Source organism: Microbacterium paraoxydans (genome assembly GCF_019056515.1).
GTDB lineage: Bacteria > Actinomycetota > Actinomycetes > Actinomycetales > Microbacteriaceae > Microbacterium.
On the sequence record NZ_CP064873.1, the window covers coordinates 3,235,786 to 3,256,945 of the forward strand.

The 21,160-nt window shown below is 69.7% G+C and carries 20 protein-coding genes and 1 pseudogene; 5 read left to right on the forward strand and 16 right to left on the reverse strand.

The features are described from left to right. Window positions 1–23: 23 nt before the first annotated feature. The 4 genes from IZR02_RS15830 to IZR02_RS15845 all read right to left on the reverse strand — a co-directional run bounded on the left by IZR02_RS15830 (window position 24) and on the right by IZR02_RS15845 (window position 4,502). A complete protein-coding gene (locus tag IZR02_RS15830; RefSeq protein WP_025102699.1) occupies window positions 24–1,013 on the reverse strand; it encodes a metalloregulator ArsR/SmtB family transcription factor in 990 nt (329 codons plus the stop codon). Next, complete coding sequence (gene arsB, locus IZR02_RS15835) at window positions 1,010–2,107, reverse strand: ACR3 family arsenite efflux transporter (RefSeq protein ID WP_025102700.1); 1,098 nt, start codon at window positions 2,105–2,107, stop codon at window positions 1,010–1,012. The genes IZR02_RS15830 and arsB overlap by 4 nt, the downstream gene beginning before the upstream one ends. Further along, window positions 2,104–3,087 (reverse strand): thioredoxin-disulfide reductase, encoded by a 984-nt coding sequence (gene trxB / locus IZR02_RS15840; RefSeq protein WP_217316530.1) that lies wholly within the window; start codon window positions 3,085–3,087, stop codon window positions 2,104–2,106. Before trxB ends, arsB begins: the two co-directional genes overlap by 4 nt. A gap of 110 nt (window positions 3,088–3,197) precedes the next feature. Further along, window positions 3,198–4,502: an NAD(P)-binding domain-containing protein gene (locus tag IZR02_RS15845; RefSeq protein WP_025102702.1), complete on the reverse strand. Its 1,305-nt coding sequence runs from the start codon at window positions 4,500–4,502 to the stop codon at window positions 3,198–3,200. Between the two features lie 80 nt (window positions 4,503–4,582). On the opposite strand from IZR02_RS15845, the gene IZR02_RS15850 reads away from it, so the two are divergent. Both IZR02_RS15850 and IZR02_RS15855 read left to right on the forward strand, forming a co-directional pair. Next, entirely contained in the window at window positions 4,583–4,924 is a 342-nt protein-coding gene (locus tag IZR02_RS15850) for an ArsR/SmtB family transcription factor (RefSeq protein ID WP_025102703.1), read from the forward strand. Window positions 4,925–5,108: 184 nt separating this feature from the next. Then, on the forward strand, window positions 5,109–7,139 hold the full coding sequence (locus IZR02_RS15855) for an MMPL family transporter (protein ID WP_036292256.1): 2,031 nt from the start codon (window positions 5,109–5,111) through the stop codon (window positions 7,137–7,139). 24 nt (window positions 7,140–7,163) lie between these two features. Here IZR02_RS15855 and IZR02_RS15860 read toward each other — a convergent pair whose 3' ends face one another. The 3 genes and pseudogenes from IZR02_RS15860 to IZR02_RS15870 form a co-directional block, all read right to left on the reverse strand. Next, window positions 7,164–7,724 carry a dihydrofolate reductase family protein gene (locus IZR02_RS15860; protein WP_025102705.1) on the reverse strand — a complete coding sequence of 187 codons (561 nt, stop codon included), beginning with the start codon at window positions 7,722–7,724 and terminating at the stop codon, window positions 7,164–7,166. Further along, a pseudogene (locus IZR02_RS15865) lies at window positions 7,721–8,337 on the reverse strand (DUF1684 domain-containing protein). The gene IZR02_RS15860 and the pseudogene IZR02_RS15865 overlap by 4 nt, the downstream one beginning before the upstream one ends. Window positions 8,338–8,377: 40 nt before the next feature. Further along, window positions 8,378–9,187, reverse strand: coding sequence for a sugar nucleotide-binding protein (locus IZR02_RS15870; protein ID WP_025102706.1), 810 nt, complete (start codon window positions 9,185–9,187; stop codon window positions 8,378–8,380). A gap of 50 nt (window positions 9,188–9,237) precedes the next feature. On the opposite strand from IZR02_RS15870, the gene IZR02_RS15875 reads away from it, so the two are divergent. After that, window positions 9,238–10,263, forward strand: a complete 1,026-nt coding sequence (locus IZR02_RS15875) for an FUSC family protein (RefSeq protein WP_025102707.1) — start codon at window positions 9,238–9,240, stop codon at window positions 10,261–10,263. Between the two features lie 55 nt (window positions 10,264–10,318). Here IZR02_RS15875 and IZR02_RS15880 read toward each other — a convergent pair whose 3' ends face one another. Continuing rightward, window positions 10,319–10,972, reverse strand: coding sequence for an MIP/aquaporin family protein (locus IZR02_RS15880; protein ID WP_025102708.1), 654 nt, complete (start codon window positions 10,970–10,972; stop codon window positions 10,319–10,321). Window positions 10,973–11,143: 171 nt separating this feature from the next. Here IZR02_RS15880 and IZR02_RS15885 point away from each other — a divergent pair, with 171 nt between their 5' ends. Both IZR02_RS15885 and IZR02_RS15890 read left to right on the forward strand, forming a co-directional pair. Then, complete coding sequence (locus IZR02_RS15885; RefSeq protein WP_025102709.1) at window positions 11,144–12,499, forward strand: APC family permease; 1,356 nt, start codon at window positions 11,144–11,146, stop codon at window positions 12,497–12,499. Further along, window positions 12,486–12,695, forward strand: coding sequence for a hypothetical protein (locus tag IZR02_RS15890; RefSeq protein WP_025102710.1), 210 nt, complete (start codon window positions 12,486–12,488; stop codon window positions 12,693–12,695). Before IZR02_RS15885 ends, IZR02_RS15890 begins: the two co-directional genes overlap by 14 nt. A gap of 60 nt (window positions 12,696–12,755) precedes the next feature. On the opposite strand, the gene IZR02_RS15895 is transcribed toward IZR02_RS15890, so the two are convergent. From IZR02_RS15895 to IZR02_RS15930, 8 genes are all read right to left on the reverse strand, one after another. After that, on the reverse strand, window positions 12,756–13,526 hold the full coding sequence (locus IZR02_RS15895) for an SDR family NAD(P)-dependent oxidoreductase (protein WP_025102711.1): 771 nt from the start codon (window positions 13,524–13,526) through the stop codon (window positions 12,756–12,758). Next, window positions 13,523–14,137, reverse strand: coding sequence for a nucleoside/nucleotide kinase family protein (locus IZR02_RS15900; RefSeq protein WP_025102712.1), 615 nt, complete (start codon window positions 14,135–14,137; stop codon window positions 13,523–13,525). Before IZR02_RS15900 ends, IZR02_RS15895 begins: the two co-directional genes overlap by 4 nt. Before the next feature lie 68 nt (window positions 14,138–14,205). Continuing rightward, window positions 14,206–15,216, reverse strand: a complete 1,011-nt coding sequence (locus tag IZR02_RS15905) for a sugar ABC transporter substrate-binding protein (protein ID WP_025102713.1) — start codon at window positions 15,214–15,216, stop codon at window positions 14,206–14,208. Between the two features lie 49 nt (window positions 15,217–15,265). Beyond that, entirely contained in the window at window positions 15,266–16,303 is a 1,038-nt protein-coding gene (locus IZR02_RS15910) for an ABC transporter permease (RefSeq protein WP_025102714.1), read from the reverse strand. Window positions 16,304–16,305: 2 nt separating this feature from the next. Beyond that, window positions 16,306–17,805 (reverse strand): sugar ABC transporter ATP-binding protein, encoded by a 1,500-nt coding sequence (locus IZR02_RS15915; RefSeq protein WP_025102715.1) that lies wholly within the window; start codon window positions 17,803–17,805, stop codon window positions 16,306–16,308. Then, complete coding sequence (locus tag IZR02_RS15920; protein WP_025102716.1) at window positions 17,802–18,857, reverse strand: NAD(P)-dependent alcohol dehydrogenase; 1,056 nt, start codon at window positions 18,855–18,857, stop codon at window positions 17,802–17,804. The genes IZR02_RS15915 and IZR02_RS15920 overlap by 4 nt, the downstream gene beginning before the upstream one ends. 40 nt (window positions 18,858–18,897) lie before the next feature. Further along, complete coding sequence (locus IZR02_RS15925) at window positions 18,898–20,355, reverse strand: FGGY family carbohydrate kinase (protein ID WP_051582167.1); 1,458 nt, start codon at window positions 20,353–20,355, stop codon at window positions 18,898–18,900. Further along, on the reverse strand, window positions 20,352–21,002 hold the full coding sequence (locus tag IZR02_RS15930) for an SIS domain-containing protein (protein WP_051582168.1): 651 nt from the start codon (window positions 21,000–21,002) through the stop codon (window positions 20,352–20,354). The genes IZR02_RS15925 and IZR02_RS15930 overlap by 4 nt, the downstream gene beginning before the upstream one ends. Between the last annotated feature and the right edge of the window lie 158 nt (window positions 21,003–21,160).

Here is a 21,160-nt window from a genome sequence, read left to right on the forward strand (position 1 = left end):
GGTGCTCCTGGTGAGAGGCGTGGTCAGTGGACGAGGTCGTCGACGAGTGCGCGAACGCGTTGGGCGATCTCGTCGCGGATGGCCTCGACGCCTTCGCGGGAGGCGAGGGCGGGATCGCCGACCGCCCAGTCGTCGTAGCGGACGCCGGGAATGATGGGGCAGACGTCGCCACACCCCATGGTGATGACGACGTCGGCCGCGCGGACGGCATCGTCGGTGAGCGGCTTCGGGAATCGCTCAGCAGCCCCGTCACCTTCGATCTCCGCTAGGAGCGAGCGGACGTGGGGGTGGACGACGTCGGCGGGAGCGGAACCGGCGGAGCGTGCGACGACCTTGCCGGGGGCGAGCTGGTTGACGAGCGCGGCGGCGAGCTGCGACCGTCCCGCATTGGCGACACAGACGAACAGCACTTGCGGGAGGGCCGAGCCGCGGTCTCGGGTCAAGTCCGCGAGCCGTTGCCGCGCGAAGCGCTCGGTGAGAGGGATGAGCGTCGAGGTAACGCGGGCGGTCCGCGCGAGCGCGGTGTAAGACTCTCGGACGGTCGTGAGGACGACATCTGGGTCGAGCTCGGGCACTTCTGCCGCGAGCTCCTCGGCGAGGCGGGTCACGCGCGCGTCGAAGTCCGGCCGTAGCGGGCTTTCTTCGTCGACGCGGCCGGGCGCGACCGAAGCCGGCGCGAAGGAGTCCAGCAGTGCGGTGACGGCACCACGTCGCGTCGGGTTGATCCGATACCAGACCCATGTGCCGCGTCGCTCAGATGTGAGCACCTCGACGTCCCTGAGCACCTTGAGGTGGTGGGAGACGGTGGGCTGGGAGACGTCGGCGAGCTCAGCGAGGTCGCACACGCACGATTCTCCTCGCGGGTCGGAGGCGATGGCCGACAGCATCCGTAGGCGCAGCGGATCCGACAGCGCCTTCAGCGTCACGGCGACTGTGGAGGCTGCTTCCAGCCCGATGGCGTGCGTCGCGACCGGACTGCACGTGTCGATGTCCGTCGTTGCAGTGACGTTCATGACTGCATCCTTTCAGCCGCGTACGGGTCCGTGTGGAACCAGCGGCGGGCTGCCCAGAGCGAGACATACACGAGCCCGACGAGAACCGGGACCTCGATCAACGGACCGACGACGCCTGCCAGGGCCTGTCCGGACGTCGCTCCGAACGTGCCGATGGCGACAGCGATGGCGAGCTCGAAGTTGTTGCCGGCCGCGGTGAACGCCAAGGTCGATGAGCGGGCGTAGCCGAGTCCAAGTGCTTTCCCGGTGAAGAGACCGATGAACCACATGACCGCGAAGTAGGCCAGCAGAGGAAGCGCGATCCGCGCGACGTCCCACGGGCGGCTGGTGACCTGTTCCCCCTGAAGAGCGAACAGCAGCACGATGGTGAAGAGCAGACCGTAGAGGGCCCAGGGACCGATCTTCGGCAGGAAACGACCTTCGTACCAGTCGCGTCCCTTCGCACGCTCTCCGATGAGGCGGGAAGCGAAGCCGGCGATGAGGGGGATGCCCAGGAAGATCAGGACGTTCAATGCGATCTGCCAGACCGATATCTCCAGGCCTTGCGAATCGAACCCGAGCCAGCCGGGGAGGACGGTCAGGTAGAACCATCCGAGCAGCGAGAATGCGACGACTTGGAAGACCGAGTTGATGGCGACCAGAACGGCTGCCGCCTCCCGGTCGCCGCAGGCGAGGTCATTCCAGATGACGACCATGGCGATGCAGCGCGCGAGCCCGACGATGATGAGCCCCGTGCGATACTCGGGCAGATCGGGGAGGAACGCCCAGGCGAGGACGAACATCAGCGCAGGACCGACGAGCCAGTTGAGCACCAGCGACGAGATGAGCAGTCTCTTGTCTCCGGTGACGGCAGCGATCCTGTCGTAGCGGACCTTCGCGAGGACTGGATACATCATCACCAGCAGGCCGAGCGCGATGGGAATGGAGATTCCACCGAGTTCGAGAGCGGCCAGGAGATCGGAGACGCCGGGGATGAAGCGGCCGACGAGGATTCCACCGACCATGGCCAGGCCGATCCACAGTGGCAACCACCGGTCGAGAGTCGACAGACGTCGAGTGGCTGGAGCAGTAGTGGGAACAGTTGCGGTGCTCATGCGAGGAGCGCCTCTGCGGCGGGGTCAGCCTCGATGGGTGCGGTTTCGTCAAGCGCGGCCAGGTAGTGCTGGGCATCCTGAGCCGCGGCGCATCCGGTGCCCGCCGCAGTGATCGCCTGACGGTAGGTATGATCCACCAGGTCGCCGGCGGCGAAGACTCCCGACACGTTCGTGTGGGTGGAGGGGTGGTCGACGAGGACATATCCATCGGCGTCGGTTTCGACGAGCCCGGTGACGATCTCGGAGCGCGGGTCGTGACCGATGGCGACGAACACTCCGGTGGCGGGCAGTTCCCGTTCCGCACCGGTGACGCTGTCGCGGAGTGCGACCGCCTCGACCTTCTCGGCGCCGATGAGGCCCGCGACTTCCGCGTTCCAGGCGACTTCGATCTTCGGGTGGTCGAGCACGCGCTGGGCCATGATCTTCGATGCGCGGAACTCGCCGCGGCGGTGCACGATAGTCACCTTCGATGCGAAGCGGGTGAGGAACAGCGCCTCCTCCATTGCGGAATCCCCGCCGCCGACGACGACGATCTCCTGGTCACGGAAGAAGAAGCCGTCACACGTGGCACACCAGGACACGCCGCGGCCAGTGAGGCGCTCCTCGTCTGGCAGTCCCAGCTTGCGATAGGCGGAGCCCATCGTGAGAATGACGGCGCGAGCATGGATAGTGTTCCCCGTGCCGGTCTCGATGGTCTTGGTGCGCCCGTCGAGGTCGACCCGGATCGCGTCGTCCAGGAGGATGCGGGCACCGAAACGCTCCGCCTGCGCGCGCATCGACTCCATCAGTTCGGGCCCCTGTACGCCGTCAACGAACCCAGGGAAGTTCTCGACCTCGGTCGTCGTCATCAGCGCGCCACCCGCCGTCACGGATCCGGCAAGCACCACGGGCGCGAGGCCAGCTCGCGCAGCATAGATGGCTGCGGTGTAGCCCGAAGGGCCGGACCCGATGACCGCAAGCTCGACTTCTTGTATCGACATGTGTCTATATTGACACTCATCAATGCCTGAGGCAACCGCTACGATCCGCGTTGGTCTGACACGGAAGGGCGGGGCTCCACTCATGAGCCCCGCCCTTCCGTCAGCGGAGATCAGCTGACGGCGACGGGCCGTGCGCCGATCTGGATGGTTGAAGGAGCCGCACAGCAGCTGCCCGCGTTGTCATCGAAGTCGCCGGACCCCCCGCACACCCCGGTGTCGGGGAGGACGAGTTCGCTGCGCCCGGCGGCCTCGTGATCTCCCACGAGGTGCGCGGCAACACTTCGCACCTGCTCGAAGCCGGTCAACGCGAGGAAGGTCGGCGCCCGACCGTAGGACTTCGCGCCGACGATGAAGAACCCCTGCTCCGGCTGCGCGAGCTCTCGCGCCCCCGTGGCACCCACAGATCCGCAGGAGTGGATGTTCGGGTCAATCTCGGACGCGATGCCCACGACCGCCTCGAGCGCGGGATCAAGATCGATACGGAGCTCTCGCAGCATCTCCGTGTCCGGCCGAAAGCCCGTGAGTGCGAATACACGCCCGACACCCGCGACCTCGCGCCCGTCTTCGGCGACCACGGTCAGGCCGTCAGCGGCTTGCCGGAACTCGGCGACACGGAATCCGGTCACCAGCTCCACGACACCCTCGTCGACCATCTTGCGCGCACGAGAGCCGAGCGCGGCCCGTTCGGGAAGTTCATCTCTGGCGCCACCCCCAAAGACGTTCGTTGCCTCCCCCCTACGGAGAATCCAGGTGACGCGGGTGCCAGGGGCCCGGCGTGCCAGCTCGCTCAATCTCAGGACAGCGTGCGCGGCGGAGTGCCCCGCTCCCACGACGACGACGTGCGACCCCGCGAGTTCTGACACATCGGCCGGGATGCGGTACGAGATCAGATCGGATGCTGCGGCCTCCCCGAGGGCGGGATATCCATCCGCGCCCGCCGGATTCGGAAGCGCCCAGGTGCCGCTCGCGTCGATGACCGCGCGAGCGAGAACTCGCGACTCTTGGCCGTCCGCGCTGACCGTATGCACGACGAAGGGCTGGCCCTTGCGTCCGCCGTCGACGACCTTGTCACGACCTTGACGAGCGACTCCAGTAACGGTGGTCGCGTAGTGAACCCGCTCGCCCAAGGCATCCGCGAGAGGCGCCAGGTAGCTGTCCACCCATTCGGCGCCGGTCGGGTACCCCGAGTCGGGTGCGGTCCATCCGGTCGGCTCAAGAAGACGTCGTGCCGCCGCGTCAGTGAGCTCTGGCCATGCCGAGAAGAGGCGCACATGCCCCCATTCAGCGACCGCAGCAGCAGGCCCCTGCCCGCGCTCGACGACAACCACGTTCTCGTCGCGTTCGACAAGACGCGCCGCTGCGGCGAGACCCTGCGGACCCGCTCCGATGACGACGACAGGAAGCTCGGACATCATGTCTCCTCAAATTGACAAACTTCAATATGAAGACTGTCGCCCACCTATCGAAGATTGTCAATACGTGTCACACTAGACCCGTGAGCTTGCCGACGACAATCGAAGCGACCAGCTGTTGCGTTCCGCCTATAGCGCCGTCGATGACCGTCGCGGACGCCGAGCGTGTCGCCCGGGTCTTCAAAGCGCTGGGCGACCCCACGCGCGTCCGACTGTTGTCGCTCATCGCCGCCGGAGCCGGCGGGGAAGCGTGCATCTGCGACCTGACCGAACCCGTGGGACTCTCACAGGGCACGGTGTCGCATCACATGAAACTACTGGTGGAAGCGGGCCTGGTCACACGTGAGCAGCGCGGCAAGTGGGCCTACTTCGCTCTGGACGCGGGGGCGATGGATGCTGCCGCCAGTGCGCTCCGCGCGGTGTGACCAGCGCACCGAGCCGGCTGGAGCTGGCTCTTCGTGATGCCCGCCCGTGCGGACGCGTGCCCGACCGGCATCCATCGAAAGAGGGAGACTTCCCTCCATCGTCTTGACGATGTCGCCGCCCGGCGCTCCTGGTGGAGTGACGGGTATGGCAGATTCTCGCGCTCTTCGGCGCTTTCCCGAGTGGATGACCTCCCGTGGCGGAGCGTGGATCACGCTCGGAGCGGTCGTCCTGATCATGATGACTCTCTTCGGCCTGTTCGGGTCGGCGAAGGCACCCGCCGGCAACGAGCAGGCCCCCGCGGGGTCGGAGTCGGCGCACACGAGCGACCTGCTGGCCGAGTTCCCGAACGCGGATCGGCAGTCCGTGATCGTGGTCGCGTCACGCGACGACGGCGCGACGCTCTCGGCAGAGGACGTCACCGCCCTCGAAGGTCTCCTCCCGGTGCTCGACGCGCACGCGGACGCGGATCCGACCGGGCCTCTCGTGAGCGAGGACGAGAAGGCCGCGGTTCTCGTGACGCCGATCGCGGTCGGCCAGACGAGCACCGACACCGCCGCGGTGATCGCGGCGCTCCGCGCCGACATCAACGAGCACGCACCGGACGGGATGACGCTACTCGTGACCGGCGGTCCGGCGTTCGGCGCCGATATCGCCGCCTCCTTCGAAGGCGCCGACTTCACCCTGCTCCTCGTGACCGTCCTGATCGTCGCCGTGCTCCTCATCGTCACGTACCGGTCACCGGTGCTGTGGCTGCTGCCGCTCGCCGCCGTCGGCCTGGCCGACGGACTCGCCGGGCGACTGACCGCGGCTGCCGGTTCCGCGTGGGACCTGCAGTTCGATGCCGGGATCATCAGCGTCCTCGTCTTCGGCGCCGGGACCAACTACGCCCTGCTCCTGATCTCGAGATATCGGGAGGAGCTCACCACCACGACGAACCACCGCCGCGCGCTCAGCACGGCCTGGCGCCGGACCGCTCCGGCGATCCTCGCCTCGAACCTCACGGTCGTCCTCGCCCTCCTGACACTCGCCCTGGCGGTGATCCCCGGCACGCACGGACTCGGCGTCTCGTCCGCCATCGGGCTGTTGGTCGCCCTGGCGTCCGTCCTCTTCCTCCTGCCTCCGCTGCTGGCGGTGTGCGGACGGAAGGTGTTCTGGCCGTTCGTCCCTCGTCCCGGAGCTGCCGCACGACGCGACGGGGTGTGGCGGACGATCGCGACGCGCGTCGTGAGCCGGCCGGTCGTGAGCCTCCTCGGGGGTGCGGCCCTGCTGGCCGTGATGACGGTCGGCCTCGTCGGGACGACCGTCGGACTCGACCAGGTCGACAAGTTCCGGGTCCCGTCCGAGTCCGCGACGGGTCTCGAGGTGCTCTCGAACCACTTCCCGGCAGGAGAGGCGCAGCCGATCCTCATCGTCACGGACAGCGGCGAAGCCGAAGCCGTCCTCACTGCGGCGCGCGACGTGGAGGGCATCGTCCGCGCCGCTCCTGTCGGGACGACGGACGACGAGAAGCTCACGAAGATCCTGGTGACCAGCGAGTATGCGCCCAGCACCGACGAGAGCCTGGCTCAGATCACGGATCTCCGGGACGCCGTGCACGATGTGCCCCGGGCGGGGGCTGTCGTCGGCGGCGCGGTGGCGACGGATCTCGACGCCCGTGCCGGGAACCTCGCGGACCTCGGCGTCGTGGTGCCGCTGGTGCTGGCCGTGAGCTTCCTGGTGCTGGCGTTCCTGCTGCGGTCGCTGGTCGCGCCGCTGCTGCTGCTCGCCGTCAATGTGGCGAGCGCCGTGGCCGCCATCGGCGCCGGAGCCTGGCTCAGTCGCGTGCTGTTCGGGCAGCACGCGCTCGATCTCCCGGTACCGCTGCTGGCCTTCCTGTTCCTGGTCGCCCTCGGCATCGACTACACCATCTTCCTCGTCCACCGCGCCCGGAGCGAAGCGGCGCTGCGGGGTACCCGGGACGGCATGGTGGAAGCGGTCGCCCACACCGGCGGCGTCATCACGAGCGCCGGGATCGTCCTCGCCGCCGTGTTCGCGGCGCTCGGCGTCCTGCCGCTGGTCACCCTCGGGCAGCTCGGCCTGATCGTCGGGGTCGGCGTGATCGTCGACACGCTGGTGGTCAGGACGGTGATCGTCCCTGCGCTGTTCGCTCTCGTCGGCGACCGCATCTGGTGGCCGGGGCGACCGGCCTCCCGAAGCGTCGCTGACGCCGGCTGATTCGTCGGGGCTGCTGTGCGTCGCTCACGCCGCCGGACGGTACCGCTGCGCGACGGCGCCGGAGCGGAACTCCCGCCGCTCCACGAGCTCGAGCCGAAGACGCTCGCGCACGCCGTCGAGCAGCCGAGGACCATGCCCCGCGACGACCGGGTGGACCACGAACAGGTACTCGTCGATCAACCCGAGGTCGGCGAGCGCCGCGGGCAGAGCCACTCCGCCGACCGACAAGCCCTCCCCCGGCTGATCCATCAACCCCCGCACCGCCTCGGCGAGGTCGCCGCGCACGAGGTCCGCGTTCCAGTCGACGGCATCGAGCGTCGCCGACACCACATGCTTCGGCAGGCGATCGATGGTCTCGGCGAAGGGCGTCTCCCATTCCTCCATCCAGCCCGGCCAGACCCCGGATTCCGGACGCCGCCACGCGGCCCGCATCATGTCGTACGTCACCCGGCCGTAGAGCAGAGCGTCGGCGCGCTGCAGCTCCGCGGTCCAGAAGCGCATCGACTCCTCGTCGGGCGGGAGTCCCGCTTCGTGATGGCAGCAGCCGTCGAGCGTCACGTTGATCGCGTACCGCAGCGGCCTCATCGGAGCTCTCCGACCGGGACCGGCACCGTCAGCACGTTGCCGGGTGGCGCCAGCGGGCACGCCCACGCCGGGTCGTAGGCGCAGGACGGGTTGTACGCGAAGTTGAAGTCGAGCACGAGCGTGCCGCGGCGCGGGTCGGCCCCGAGGTCGGCACCCTTGATCGTGTCGATGAGGTACCGCCCGCCGCCGTACGTCCCCCCGCTCTGCCCGGCGCGTAGGAATCGCGCACTGGCACGAACAGGCCGCCGCCGTAGGAGGCGAGCCGCCACACGTCGAGAGACCCGACGTCAGGGATCTCCACGACGCCGACGCGCTCGAACGGCACGATGCCGTCCGTCCCCGTGGCGAACTCGAACGTGGCCGGCTCCGTGTCGAGGATCGGGAGCTCGAACCGCCAGGCGGGGTCGTACGAGGCGATCGGCAGCCCCTCGAACAGCGCCCTGTCCTGCGGGAGGAGGGGCGTCGCCGGGTGCCGCAGCAGCAGCTCGTCGCGCTCGATCCGCCACAGCTCGTGCGCCTCCTCCGGGGAGTCGGCCCGTCGCACCGCTTCGTACAGGGCGAACACCCGCCGCCGCCAGTCGACGACCTCGACGGCCGTCTGCGCATTCGTCATGCGCCCACGGTACGCCGGACGACGGACGCTCGGAACGGCCTCAGTCCCGGTCGATCATGTCCGCGTAGCCGTCCTCGTAGGTCGGGTAGTCCAGCCTGCCGAGGACCGCATGCACCAGCGAGCCGTCGTAGACGAAGCCGCTCACCGCACCGCCGTCGTCCGGGGGCACGGGCACGCCGAGGCGGTCGGCGAGGAAGGTCACGACGTCTCCCAGGGGGGCGGGCGCCTGGTCGACGGCGTGCACGAGCGCCGGGGGCTCCGGCATCCGCAGCAGCAGGTCGAGAATGCGTACGAGATCGGTCTCGTGGATCCGGTTCGTGCGGCGGCGGTGCGTGACGGGTGCCCCCTCCCTGACCTTCCGGAGGAGGAACTCGCGCCCGGGACCGTAGATGCCCGCGGGGCGCACGACCACCGCGTTGAAGAGCTCGACGGCCGCCTTCTCGCCGTCCCGCAGACCGCGGCCCCGGTCGGTGGTGGGTGCCGGCTCGACCCGCTCGGTCACGGGCTCGGAGCTCCCGGCGCCGTCGAACACCCCGGTGGACGAGACGAAGACCGTCCGCGTCGGCCGGGCCGGCAACGCCGCCGCGAGATGCGCGAGCGCCGTGCGATACGACGACACGTCCGGACCGGGCGGCAGGGTCATCACAACCGCGTCGACCTCGGGCAGCGGCGTGGTGAGCGGAACGGTCAGATCGGCCGCGAGCGCCGTCACCCCGTCCGGCACGGGTCCGTCACTGCGGCGGAGGGCCAGGACCTCACCACCGTCCGCGAGGAGCAGCGGAGCGAGCCGGGTGCCGAGTTTCCCGAAGCCGACCAGGAGGGTGCGGCGCGGCGGAGGCGGAGTGGTCATCCCTCCCACCCTCGCACATCGTCGCCGAGCGACGGACGTAGGCTTGATCGGTGACGGAATCGCAGGGACGGGTGTGGACGGGAGTCCTCCGCGTCGGTCCGCACCGCGGGGATCACCGGGTCGCCCTGCGCGCCGCGGTCAGTGTCGCCGTCCCGCTCCTCGTGCTGTGGGCCGTCGGCCGGCTCGACCTCAGCATCTATGCGAGCTTCGGCGCCTTCGCCGCACTCTACGGCCGGCACGACGTCTTCCGCGACCGGATCCGCATGCAGGCCAGCGCCGGCGGCGTGCTGCTCGGCGCGATGCTGATCGGCACGGCCCTATCGGTCCTCGCCGCCCCCGCCGTGCTGAGCATCGTCGTCGTCGCCCTCGTCGCGTCGGCCGTGACGCTGCTCGCCTACGTCCTGCAGTGGCACCCGCCCGGTCCGCTGTTCACGGTCTTCGCGACCGGGGCGTGCGCGACCATCCCCGCCACCGGCGCCTCCTTCGGCGCGGTCCTGCTGGTCGGCGGGGCGAGCGTGCTCTTCGGCCTCGCGCTCACCGCCCTGGTCGCCGTCGTCACCCGGACCACGGCGGAGGCGGCACCGAAGGCACGCCCGGCCGTCGGGCCGGTCGCCGCCGAGATGGCCGCCTCGGTCGCCGCCGCGATCGTCGGAGCGGGTGTGGTCGGCCTGCTCCTCGGCGGCACCCACTGGTACTGGGCGGCGGTCGGCGCGGTCGCGGCGGTCAGCGGCGCACAGCTCACCGCCCGCGTGATCCGCGGCATCCAGCGCCTCGTCGGCACGCTGCTCGGCGTGCTGGTCGCCGCCGGGATCCTCGCCCTCGACATGCCGCCGCTCGCCGTGATCGCCGTCGTGGTGGTCCTGCAGGGGACGGCCGAACTGTTCATCGGCCGCAACTACGGCATCGCGATGGTGTTCGTCACCCCGCTCGCGCTCCTGATGGTGCACCTGGCCGCGCCGACTCCTGTCGCCGACCTGCTGACCGACCGTGTGCTGGAGACGATCATCGGCGTCGTGGTCGGAACGGTGGTGGCCGTCACGTCCGCCGCGCTGCGCCGACGGAGCCGACGCCGCTGACGAGACGACGAAGCGCCGCACCCCGGGAGGGATGCGGCGCTCCGAGGCGAGGCTTCTACTCGGCGTCCGCGGCGATCTTCCGCGCATCGTCGGCGTTGAGCACCCGGAACAGCAGGGCGGCGATGATGGCACCGACCGCGGGGGCCACGATGTACAGCCAGAGCGAGCCCCACGCGAAGTGCCCGCTGACCGAGAGGCCGAGGGCCACCGCCGGGTTGAATCCGCCGCCCGAGATGGAGCCGACCGTCGCCGCACCGACGAAGACGGTCGCACCGATCGCGAGCCCGTAGAACGAGTTGCCCGCAGTGTCCTTCGAGGTGGCGGAGTTCAGCACGACCCAGACGAGGATCAGCGTGAACAGCGCCTCGACGAGGAATGCCGGGCCGACCTCGATGACCATCGCCTTCTCCCCTGCCGGCCAGACGGCGAGGGCCACGAGAGCCGCGAGCGCCCCACCGGCGAACTGCGCGACGAGGTAGGAGACGAAGTCGGCGACGCTGAGCCCACCGCGCAGGAACACGCCCAGCGAGACCGCCGGGTTGAGGTGGGCGCCGGAGATGTGGCCCGTGGAGTACACGAGCACCATCAGCGTGAAGCCGATCGCGAGCGGGGTGAGCGGGCTTCCGCTGTTCACCGCGGCGATGATGGCGAGGACGAAGAGGAACGTGGCGACCGCTTCTGCGAGCGCCTTTCGAGGTGTACCGGTCATGATGGTGTCCTTCTGTGGGATCGCAGGCGGCCCCCCGTCTCCCCGGAACGGCCCGGGCGACGACCCGCCTTGCGGCACCGAGGATAGCGCGCGGTCGGCTCTCGCTGGCTCATTGGCGGCGGAACTGTCAAGCCCGTCGCCCGCCGGAGTCCCGGCCCCTACCGTGCAAGGATGACCGTCCAGACCGAGCCGCGCGCCGAGAACCCAACCCGGCTGCGCCGCGCCATCACCGGCCCCCTGTTGTTCGCGTTCATCCTCGGCGACGTGCTGGGGGCGGGGATCTACGCGCTGATGGGTGTGCTCTCGGAGGACGTGGGCGGCCTGCTCTGGGCACCGCTCGTCCTCGCGCTTCTCCTCGCCATGCTCACCGCAGGGTCGTATGCCGAGCTCGTCACCAAGTACCCCCGCGCGGGCGGCGCCGCGGTGTTCGCCGAGCGGGCGTTCCGCAGCCCGCTGGTCTCCTTCCTCGTCGGCTTCAGCATGCTCGCGGCCGGCGTGACGAGCGCGGCCGGTCTCGCCATCGCCTTCGCCGGCGACTACCTCAGCACCTTCATCGACCTGCCGACGATCCCGGTCGCGATCGTCTTCCTCGCGATCGTCGGCCTGCTCAACGCCCGCGGCATCCGCGAATCGATGGGCGCGAACCTCGTGATGACGGCGATCGAACTCAGCGGCCTCGTGATCGTGATCGTCGTCGTCGCGGTGTTCGTCGGCGGCGGAGGCGGCGATCTGTCCCGGGCGACGCAGGTGCCCGAGGGGGCGAACGTCGCCCTCGCGGTGCTCTCCGGCGCAGTGATCGCGTACTACTCGTTCGTCGGCTTCGAGACCTCGGCCAACATGATCGAAGAGGTCAAGAACCCCCGGCGGACCTACCCGCGCGCGTTGTTCGGCGCGCTCCTCACCGCCGGCGTCGTGTACGTGCTCGTCGGCATCGCCAGCGCCGTCGCGCTGCCGGCCTCCGAGCTGCAGGAGTCCAGCGGCCCGCTGCTCGCGGTCGTCGAGGCCACCGGGGTCAGCGTCCCGTCCTGGATGTTCAGCCTCATCGCGCTCATCGCCGTCGCCAACGGCGCCCTGCTGACGATGATCATGGTCAGCCGCCTCACCTACGGAATGGCCGAGCAGAACCTCCTGCCGTCGGTGCTCGGACGCGTGCTGCCGAAGCGGAAGACCCCGTGGGTGGCGATCCTCACCACGACGCTCGTGGCCATGGGCCTCACGCTGGTCGGAGACCTCGCGACGCTCGCCGAGACCGTCGTGCTGCTGCTGCTCGTCGTGTTCCTCAGCGTGAACATCTCGGTGCTGGTCCTGCGCCGCGACAAGGTCGAGCACGACCACTTCCGCGTGTGGACGTTCGTCCCGGTGCTCGGCATCGCGTCGTGCATCCTGCTGCTCACCCAGCAGCGCCCGCAGGTGTGGCTCTTCGGCGCCATCCTGCTCGCCGTCGGCGGCGTGCTCTACGCTGTCGCCCGGTGGACCCGCAACCGCTCGAAGACCGCCGACACGAAGGAGAGCCATGAGCACGCCTGACGACACCGCCGACGAGACGTTCGAGGAGAACCGTCACGACCAGCTGACCTCGGCCCCCGACGCCACGGAGGCCGACGCCGCGCCGCGCGTGGACGTCTCGGAGCACGACGGCAACACCCGTATCGACATCCGGGACGATGCCGAGGTGCGTCCGGGCCCCGGTCCTGGCATGCCCGAGGCCGACGGCGCGGACTGATTCCGTACACGCACGAGCGCCCGCTCTCCTCCCCGGAAGCGGGCGCTCGCACGTGCGGGGTCAGAACAGTGTGTAGCCGCCGTCGACCACCAGGACGGTGCCGGACATGAAGCTCGCGGCATCCGACGCGAGGAAGACCACCGACGGGCTGACCTCGCTCGGCGTGGCGTAGCGCTGCTGCGCGGAGTCCTCGATCCAGAACCGTCGGAAGCGCGGCTCGTCCACCGGCGACATGTCGGTCTTGATGTAGCCGGGCGCCACGGCGTTCACGCGCACCCCCGCCGGCGCCCACTCGGCCGCCAGCGACTTGGTGAGGTGGTGCACCGCGGCCTTGGAGGCGTTGTAGGCGGGCTGCATCTGCGGGCGGTTGACGATCTGGGCCGAGATGGAGCCGACGTTCACGATCGACCCGGAGCCGCGCGCCACCATGTGCGCACCGACCGTCTGCGACAGTCGCCACAAGGCGGTGAGGTTCGTGTCGATGACGTGCGCCCACTCGTCGTCCGTCACCTCGAGCGCCGGGCGGTGGATGCAGGCGCCCGCGTTGTTGATGAGGATGTCGAGACGCCCGCCCACAGCCTCGATCGCCTCCGCCGCGATGCGGTCAACGGAGGAGCGCTCGGTGAGGTCGCCGAGCACGACCCAGGCCCGCCGGCCGACGGCCTCGATCTCGGCCGCGGTCTCCTTCGCTGCGGCCTCGTCCCGGCCGTGGACGACCACGTCGGCGCCGGCCTCGGTGAGGGCACGGGCGAACTCGCGCCCGAGGCCGCGGGTGGCGCCGGTGACCAGCGCCGTCTTGCCGGTGAGGGCGAATGCATCCATGACGCTCATGCGTCGTCTCCTTCGTTCAGGGTGATGATGGCGTCGGCCCGATGCCGGGTCGCGCGGATGAGGACGGCGTTGGGGCCGTCGACGTCGGTCGCCCAGGCGACGGCGTCGGTGTGCGACCTCCCGTACGCCTCGTGGCGGGCGACGAGACGACGCAGCCGCAGGTCCTCGGGCACGTCGAGGTACCAGGTCTCGTCGAGCAGGGGGCGCACGTGCTCCCACCCGTCGGCGTCGTGCAGCAGGTAGTTGCCCTCCACCACGATCACGCGATCCCGGGCGGAGAGCGGCAGCATCTCGGCGACCGCGGCGTCGATGTCGCGGTCGAACCGCGGGGCGCGCACGTCCTCCCCCGCGCGGAGGCGGCCGAGGAGGGCCGCGAAACCGGCGACGTCGAACGTCTCCGGTGCCCCTTTGCGGTCGCGGAGTCCGCGGCGATCGAGGTCGTCGTTGGCGAGGTGGAACCCGTCCATCGGGAGGACCGGCATCCCGAGCCGCTCGGCGAGGGTGGACTTGCCGGCCCCGGGCGGCCCGACGACGCCGAGCAGGAACGGCCGCCCGTCGCGGGACAGTTCCCGCACCCGTGTCAGGGCATCGGCGGCGGTGAGTGCGTGCATCAGCGGTCCTCGGCGGTGGTCGGGCACGGATCGGGGGAGCGGGCGGGTGCCCGCTCCCCCGGCCGGTGTCACTGGTCGAGCAGTCCGGCTTCCTTGTACAGGTCGATGTACTCCTGGACGCCGTCCTTCGTGATGAGCGGGTTGCCGATGTCGACGTTCACCTCGTCCTCCGCGCCCGTCAGGAGATCGTGCACGGCCTTGAGGTTGAGCTCCGCCAGCTCGCGGGCGTTCTGCAGGGAGGTGGCGGTCATGGTGCCGGCCTCGATCAGCAGGACGGCCTCGGGGGTGCCGTCGACGCCGTAGGCGAGGATGCCGTCGAAGCCGCCCTTGCCCTTCACCGCCTCCAGCGCACCGGAGGCCATGTTGTCGTTCATCGAGATGATCGCGTCGATGTCGGAGTTGGCCAGCGACCAGTCCTCCATCAGGGTCATCGCCTCGTCCTTGTTCCAGTTCGCGATGTCCTCGGCGACGATGGTCACGTCGGGACGCTCGGCGAAGAACTCCTTCTCCCAGGCGTCGCGGCGAGCCGTGCTGTGGAAGTTGCCGGCCGGGCCGTTCAGCACCACGACGTTGGCCCCGTCCGGGATCTGCTCCACCGCGAGCTCGGCGACGACCGCGCCCTGCTTGTAGGGGTCGGCGTCGACCGAGTCGCCACCGGTCAGGCCCTCCACGCGCGGGTTGGTCGTGATGGTCACGATGCCCGCGTCGATGGCCTGCTGGATGTACGGCAGCTGTGCGTCGGCGTTGTTGGCCTGGACGATGATCGCGTCGAACTTGTTCGCGATCGCGTTCTCGATCATCTTGTTCTCGATCTCGTCGTCGGCCTGGCCGTCGAAGACCTCGAGGGTGATGTCGTCGTACTCGCCGGCGGCCGTCTTCATCTCGTTCGCGAGCCAGGCGGCGAACGAGTCGGCCTGCGCACGGGCGATGTACGCGACGCGGTACTCGTCCTTGTCCTCGGAGCCACCGCCTCCGCCGTTCCCGGTCGGGTTCCCGGTGGTGACGGCGCAGCCGGCGAGGCTGATCGCCGCGGCGGCAGCGGCGCCGAACGCGATGATCCTGCGGGTAAGACTCTTCATTGTCTTCTCCTGTTTCTCTGGGTGGGGTGAAGCGGTCGGGTGGGCGCGGTCAGGACGACGTCCTGCCGCCTCCCGGGTCGGATGCGGATGCGGATGCTCCGACAGGGAAGGGATCGCCCTTCGCGTCGGACTTGAGGATCGTGGTCTTGGCCTTGCCGCGCTTGCTGAACACGTCGTAGGCGACGGCGACGACGATGATCGCGCCCATCACGATCTGCTGGATGTACGAGCCGATCCCGATGAGGTTCATGATGTTGCCGAGGATGCCGACGATGAGCGCACCGGCGAGGGTGCCCATCACGGTGCCGACGCCGCCGGAGAAGCTCGTGCCACCGATGATCGGGGCGGTGATGGCCTGCAGCTCGTAGCCGACGCCCGCGTTGGGGAGACCGGCGTTGACGCGGGACATGAAGATGACACCGGCGATGCCGACCAGGGCGCCGTTCACGAGGAACGCCTGGTACTTCACGCGCTCCACGGAGATTCCGGCGGCGCGTGCCGCCTCCTCGTTGCCGCCCACCGCGTAGACCGAGCGGCCGTACCTGGTCTGGTTCATGAGATACCAGATCACGATCGTCACGCCGATCAGCACGAGCACCGGGATCGGCAGCCAGCCGAGGTTGCCCTGGCCGATGAGGATGAAGTCGCCCAGCTGGAGGACGTTCTGCCCCTGGGTCAGCTCCAGCACCGCGCCGCGGGCCATCAGCATCATCCCGAGCGTCACGATGAACGCGGGGGTCTTCAACGTCGCGACGAGGAAGGCGTTCACCAGGTTGCACAGCATGCCGATGAGGATGCCGGCGAGGATCGCGAGCAGCAGGTTGCCCGTCGACTTGTAGACCAGCACCGACACGACACCCGCGAACGCCATGACGGCGCCGGCGGACAGGTCGATCATGCCGCCGATGATCAGCGTCATCGCCCCGAAGGCGAGGATCGTGATCACCGCGACCTGGCGCAGCACGTTGAAGATGTTGTCCGAACTCAGGAAGTTCGGGCTCAGGAAGCTCGCCGCGACGATCACCACCAGCAGGATGATGTAGATCGAGAAGCGGTTCACCTCGAGTCTCTTCAGTGTCTGGAGCATTGTCATGCCACCTCGATTTCATTCATGGCGTAGGTGAGGATGGTTTCCTGCGAGAACTGATCGGGCGTCAGCTCCGCGGTGAGGCGTCCGGCCGACATCACGTAGATGCGGTCGCACATGCCGATGAGCTCGGGGAGCTCGGACGAGATCATGAGGATGCCGCGTCCCTGGCGGGCGAGCTCGGTCATGATCTTGTAGATCTCGAACTTCGCGCCCACATCGATGCCGCGCGTCGGCTCGTCGAGGAGGAGCACCTTCGGATCGGCGATCAGCCAGCGGGCCAGGAGCACCTTCTGCTGGTTGCCGCCGCTGAGGTTCGCGATGCGCGTCTGCAGGCTCGGCGCCTTGACGTTCATCTTCCGGAAGTACTCGGTGACGAGCTCCTCCTCCTCCCGACGCCGGGCGAAGCCGCCGTGGATCACCTTGCGGAGGCTGGCGAGGGTGGCGTTCTTCATGATGCTCAGCTGCGGGACGATCCCCACCAGCCGGCGGTCCTCGGACAGCATCGCGACGCCCGCCTTGATCGCCTGGGTCGGGTTCTTGATCTTCACGGTCTGCGTGTCGACCTCGATCTCCCCGGCGTCCAGCTTGTCGAGGCCGAACACGGCGCGGATGACCTCGCTGCGCCCGGCGCCGATGAGCCCGGCGAGCCCGACGATCTCGCCGGCGCGGATGTGCAGGTCGATGTCCTCGAACATGTGCTCGGCGGACAGCCCGGTGGCCCGGAAGACCGTGTCGCCGATCTCGACGCGCTCCTTCGGGTAGGACTGGTGGTCGAGGTCACGGCCCACCATCTGCGCGATCACCTGGCTCGACGTGATCTCGGAGGCCGGCTGCGAGCTCACCACCGTGCCGTCCCGCAGCACGCTGATGTCGTCGGCCAGCTCGAAGACCTCGTCCATCTTGTGCGAGATGTAGATGATCGACTTGCCCTGGGCGCGCAGGTCGCGGATCTTCGCGAACAGCGACTCGACCTCCTTGTGCGCGATCGCCGAGGTCGGCTCGTCCATGATCAGCACGTCCGCGCTGTGGTACACGGCGCGGAGGATCTCGAGCGTCTGGATCTCCGACACGGTGAGGGTGCCGAGACGGCGGTTGATGGAGAAGTCGAGCCCCTCCTCGGCGAGGATGCGCCGGGCCTCGCTGCGGATGAACCGCCAGTCGACCTTGCCGAACTTCATCGGCAAGCGGCCCAGGAAGAAGCTCTCGGCGATGGTCATGCCGGGCACGTAGTTGAGCTCCTGCGAGATCATCGCGATGCCGCGGGCGCGGGCGTCGATGGGGTTCTTGATCCGCACCTCCTCGCCGCGCACCCGGATGGTCCCGGCGTCGGGCTGGTAGATGCCGTTGATGATCTTCATCAGCGTCGACTTGCCGGCGCCGTTCTCTCCGCACAGGGCGTGGACGGTGCCGGGACGCACGTCGAACGAGACGTCGTCCAGGGCCTTCACCCCGGGGAACGACTTCGAGACGCCCTCGACCGAGAGCAGGGCCTCGGTCATGACGCCGCCTTCACGGCGGGCTCGTCGACGCGCCGGACGCGGGGCAGGACGATGCGCTTGAGGGAGTCGATCGATCCCTCGCCCGACAGCGCCTCCTCCACCTGCTCGATGCCGTAGACGTGGGTCACGAGCGAGTCGAGCTCCACCTGACCGGATTCGAGGAGCGCGCGGGCGATGGGCCACGTGCCGGTGTACCGGAAGATGCCGGTGACGTTGAGCTCGCGCATGGCGACCTCGGGCACCGACAGCGGGAACTCGTCGGCGCTGCCCACGAGCACGACCGTGCCGCCGGCCCGGGTGGAGCGGATGCCGTTGACGATGGCGGGCGTCGCGCCGGAGGCGTCGATGAACACGTTCGCCTCCAGCTCCACCGTGGAGTCGGCGGCCGGATCGATCGTGCGCGCACCGTACGACGCGGCGAGCTCGCGGCGGGCCGGGTTGATGTCGGCGATCACGACGTCGACCGCACCGAATGCTTTCGCGACCTGCGCCGTGATGATGCCGATGGGACCGCCTCCGGCGATCAGCACGGTGTCGCCGACCTTGATGCCGCCCTTCTGCGCGGCCGCGATCCCGACCGACAGCGGCTCCATGAGGGCGGCGGCGTGATCGCTGATCGAGTCGGGGACGTCGTAGGCGAAGTCGTCCTGGATGAGCACGTAGTCGCAGAACGCGCCGTCCACGGGCGGGGTGGCGTAGAAGGCCATCTGCGGGCAGAGGTTGTAGTCGCCCGCCCGGCAGAAGTCGCAGCGGCGGCAGGGCCGCTGCGGCTCGATGGCGACGCGCCGGCCGATCCGCGCCGGGTCGACGTCCGCACCCACCGCGACGATGCGTCCGCTCACCTCGTGGCCGAGGATGAGCGGGCTGTCGACGACGTACGGGCCGATGCGGCCGTGCTCGTAGTAGTGCACGTCGGAGCCGCAGACGCCGACGCTGGCGACCTCGATCAGCACCTCGTCGGCCGCGGGGACCGGGACGGGGCGCTCCTCGAGCGCCAGGTCCTTCACCCCCCGCAGCACGCTGGCGGTCATGGTGGTGGGGATCTCCGTCATGGGTGTCCTCTCTCTCCTGTGGAAGCGGGCATGCGTCCGCCTAGAACCGTCGGCCGTCGGCCTGGAGCTCGGCGAGCTCGAGGTAGCGGTCCGCGATGTCGGTGCGATCGGCGGCGGGGGCGGTGACGGAGGTGATCTCCGGCCGCCACTCCGCGGTCACGGCGGCGACCGTGGTCCCGCGCCACACGGCCGCGGCCTGCACGGCGGCGCCGCGCGCGGTGCCCTCGGGCGCGTCGACGGTGTGCACCGGGCGACCCGTGAGGTCGGCGATCACCTGCCGGTAGGCGAGCGACCGCGCGCCGCCACCGATGGCGATGGTGTTCCCCGTCACCGGGATGCCGAGGTCGGCGAGGGCCCGCTCCCCGCGGACCAGGCCGAGCACGACGCCCTCGAAGGCGGCGAGGGCGAGCTGCTCGCGGCTCGTCGCGGTGGTGAGTCCGGCGAGCATGCCCCGCGCGGCGGGGAGCCGCGGCGAGCGCTCCCCGTCGAGGTAGGCGGCGAGCACAGGACGGTCGGGGGCGAGCGGCGCGTCGAGGGCGAGGGCCGTCAGCGTCGCGTGGTCGACGGCGAGCAGCCGCGCCATCGTGTCGGTGACCTTGGTGGCGTTGAGCGTGCAGACGAGCGGCAGGTACCCGCCAGTGACGTTGGCCACGCCGTCGACGGCTCCGCGGGGGTCGACGACCGGGTCGGGCGTGGTGGCGAACACCACGCCGGAGGTGCCGAGGCTGTAGGCGATGTCGCCGGTGCCGAGACCGATGCCCTGCGCCGCGAGGTGCTGGTCGCCTCCGCCCGCGCTGACGACGGCCGCAGGATCGATGCCCAGCGCCGCGGCGGCCTCGGGGAGGATGCGTCCGGCGGCCTCGTCGGGTCCCAGGACCTCGGGCAGCAGGGCCGCCCAGTCGCGGGGTCCTACGAACTCGTCCAGGATGTCGGTGCGCCACTGCCCTGCGGCGGCCGCGTAGTAGCCGGTGCCCGATGCATCGGAGCGGTCCGTGACGTGACGGCCGGTGAGGCGGAAGGTCAGCCAGTCGTGCGGCACGGCGAGGTGGCGGGTACGGCCCCACGTCTCGGCATCCGTCTCGGCGAGCTGGACGAGCTTGGGCAGGGTGAGCGCCGCCGACGGCACGACGCCGATCTGCTCGGCCCACCACGCCGCGGGGCGGGCCTGGACCAGCGCGGCCGCCTGACCGGCGGAGGTCGTGTCGTTCCACAGGCGCGCAGGGCGCAGCACGCCTCCGTCGGCGCCGGAGACGACGAGCCCGTGGCACTGCGCTCCGACGCCGACGCCGACGATGCGGACGTCGTGGTCGGCCCGCGCCGCGGCCATGGCGAGGACGAGCGCCTCCCACCATGCCTGGGGGTCCTGCGTGCTCACGGGCGGGTGGGTGATCGGGTGCGGCGCCCGGCCGGTGCCGATGAGGGCCCCGGTCGTGGCGTCCCTGAGCTCGACGGTGCAGGACTGCGTCGAGCTGTCGACTCCGGCGACGACGTCGATCATCGCGCACCTCCGCCGGGAGCGGGGATGACGATGCGCGGGGGGTCCGACGGCAGGTCCTCGAGGCGACCGACCGCACCGGCGGGATGCGTGGTCATGAACTCCGCCCACGTGTACCCGCGGCCGCGCATGAGCACCTCGGCGAGCGCGTCACCCCAGGCGGACTGGGCGATGGTGATGCCGGTGGCCACGATGCCGCCGATATCGGCGGAGGGCGACACCGCGACGGCCACACTGTGGTCGGCGAGCTGCGCCAGTGGGGTCGTGTGGCTCCGGGTGAGCGCGATGACGCGGGCACCGCGACCGCGGGTGATGCGGGCGAGCTGCACGACCTCGTCGGAGGCGCCGCCGTTCGAGATGAGCAGGACGACGTCGTCGGCCGTGATCGCTCCGGACGCGCCGTGAAGGCCGTCCATCGGGGAGAACGGCAGTGCGGGGGTGCCGGTGACGGACAGGATGTGCGCCATGCGACGGGCCACGGTGCCGGACGTCCCCGAGCCGCCGACGAAGAGCTTGCCCGTACCGGCGAGGATCAGCGACGCGGCGGTCACGAGCGTGTCGTCGATCGTGTCGATGAGCGCCGTCACGGCATCGGCCTCGGCCCGCAAGCGCTCGCGCGCCACCGCCAGGATGTCGTCATTGACCGTCAACACGTCTCCTTCGATCGCGCCTGAAGATTCACTTCGCTCATCTGTGATGCTTGGATGTACGTTTGAGCATAGGAAAGCGGCCGGAGCCGGAGGAAGGCAGAATCACATATGTCACAATTTCGTGATTTCAGCGCTCAAACGAGCGATGGGCCGAAGGG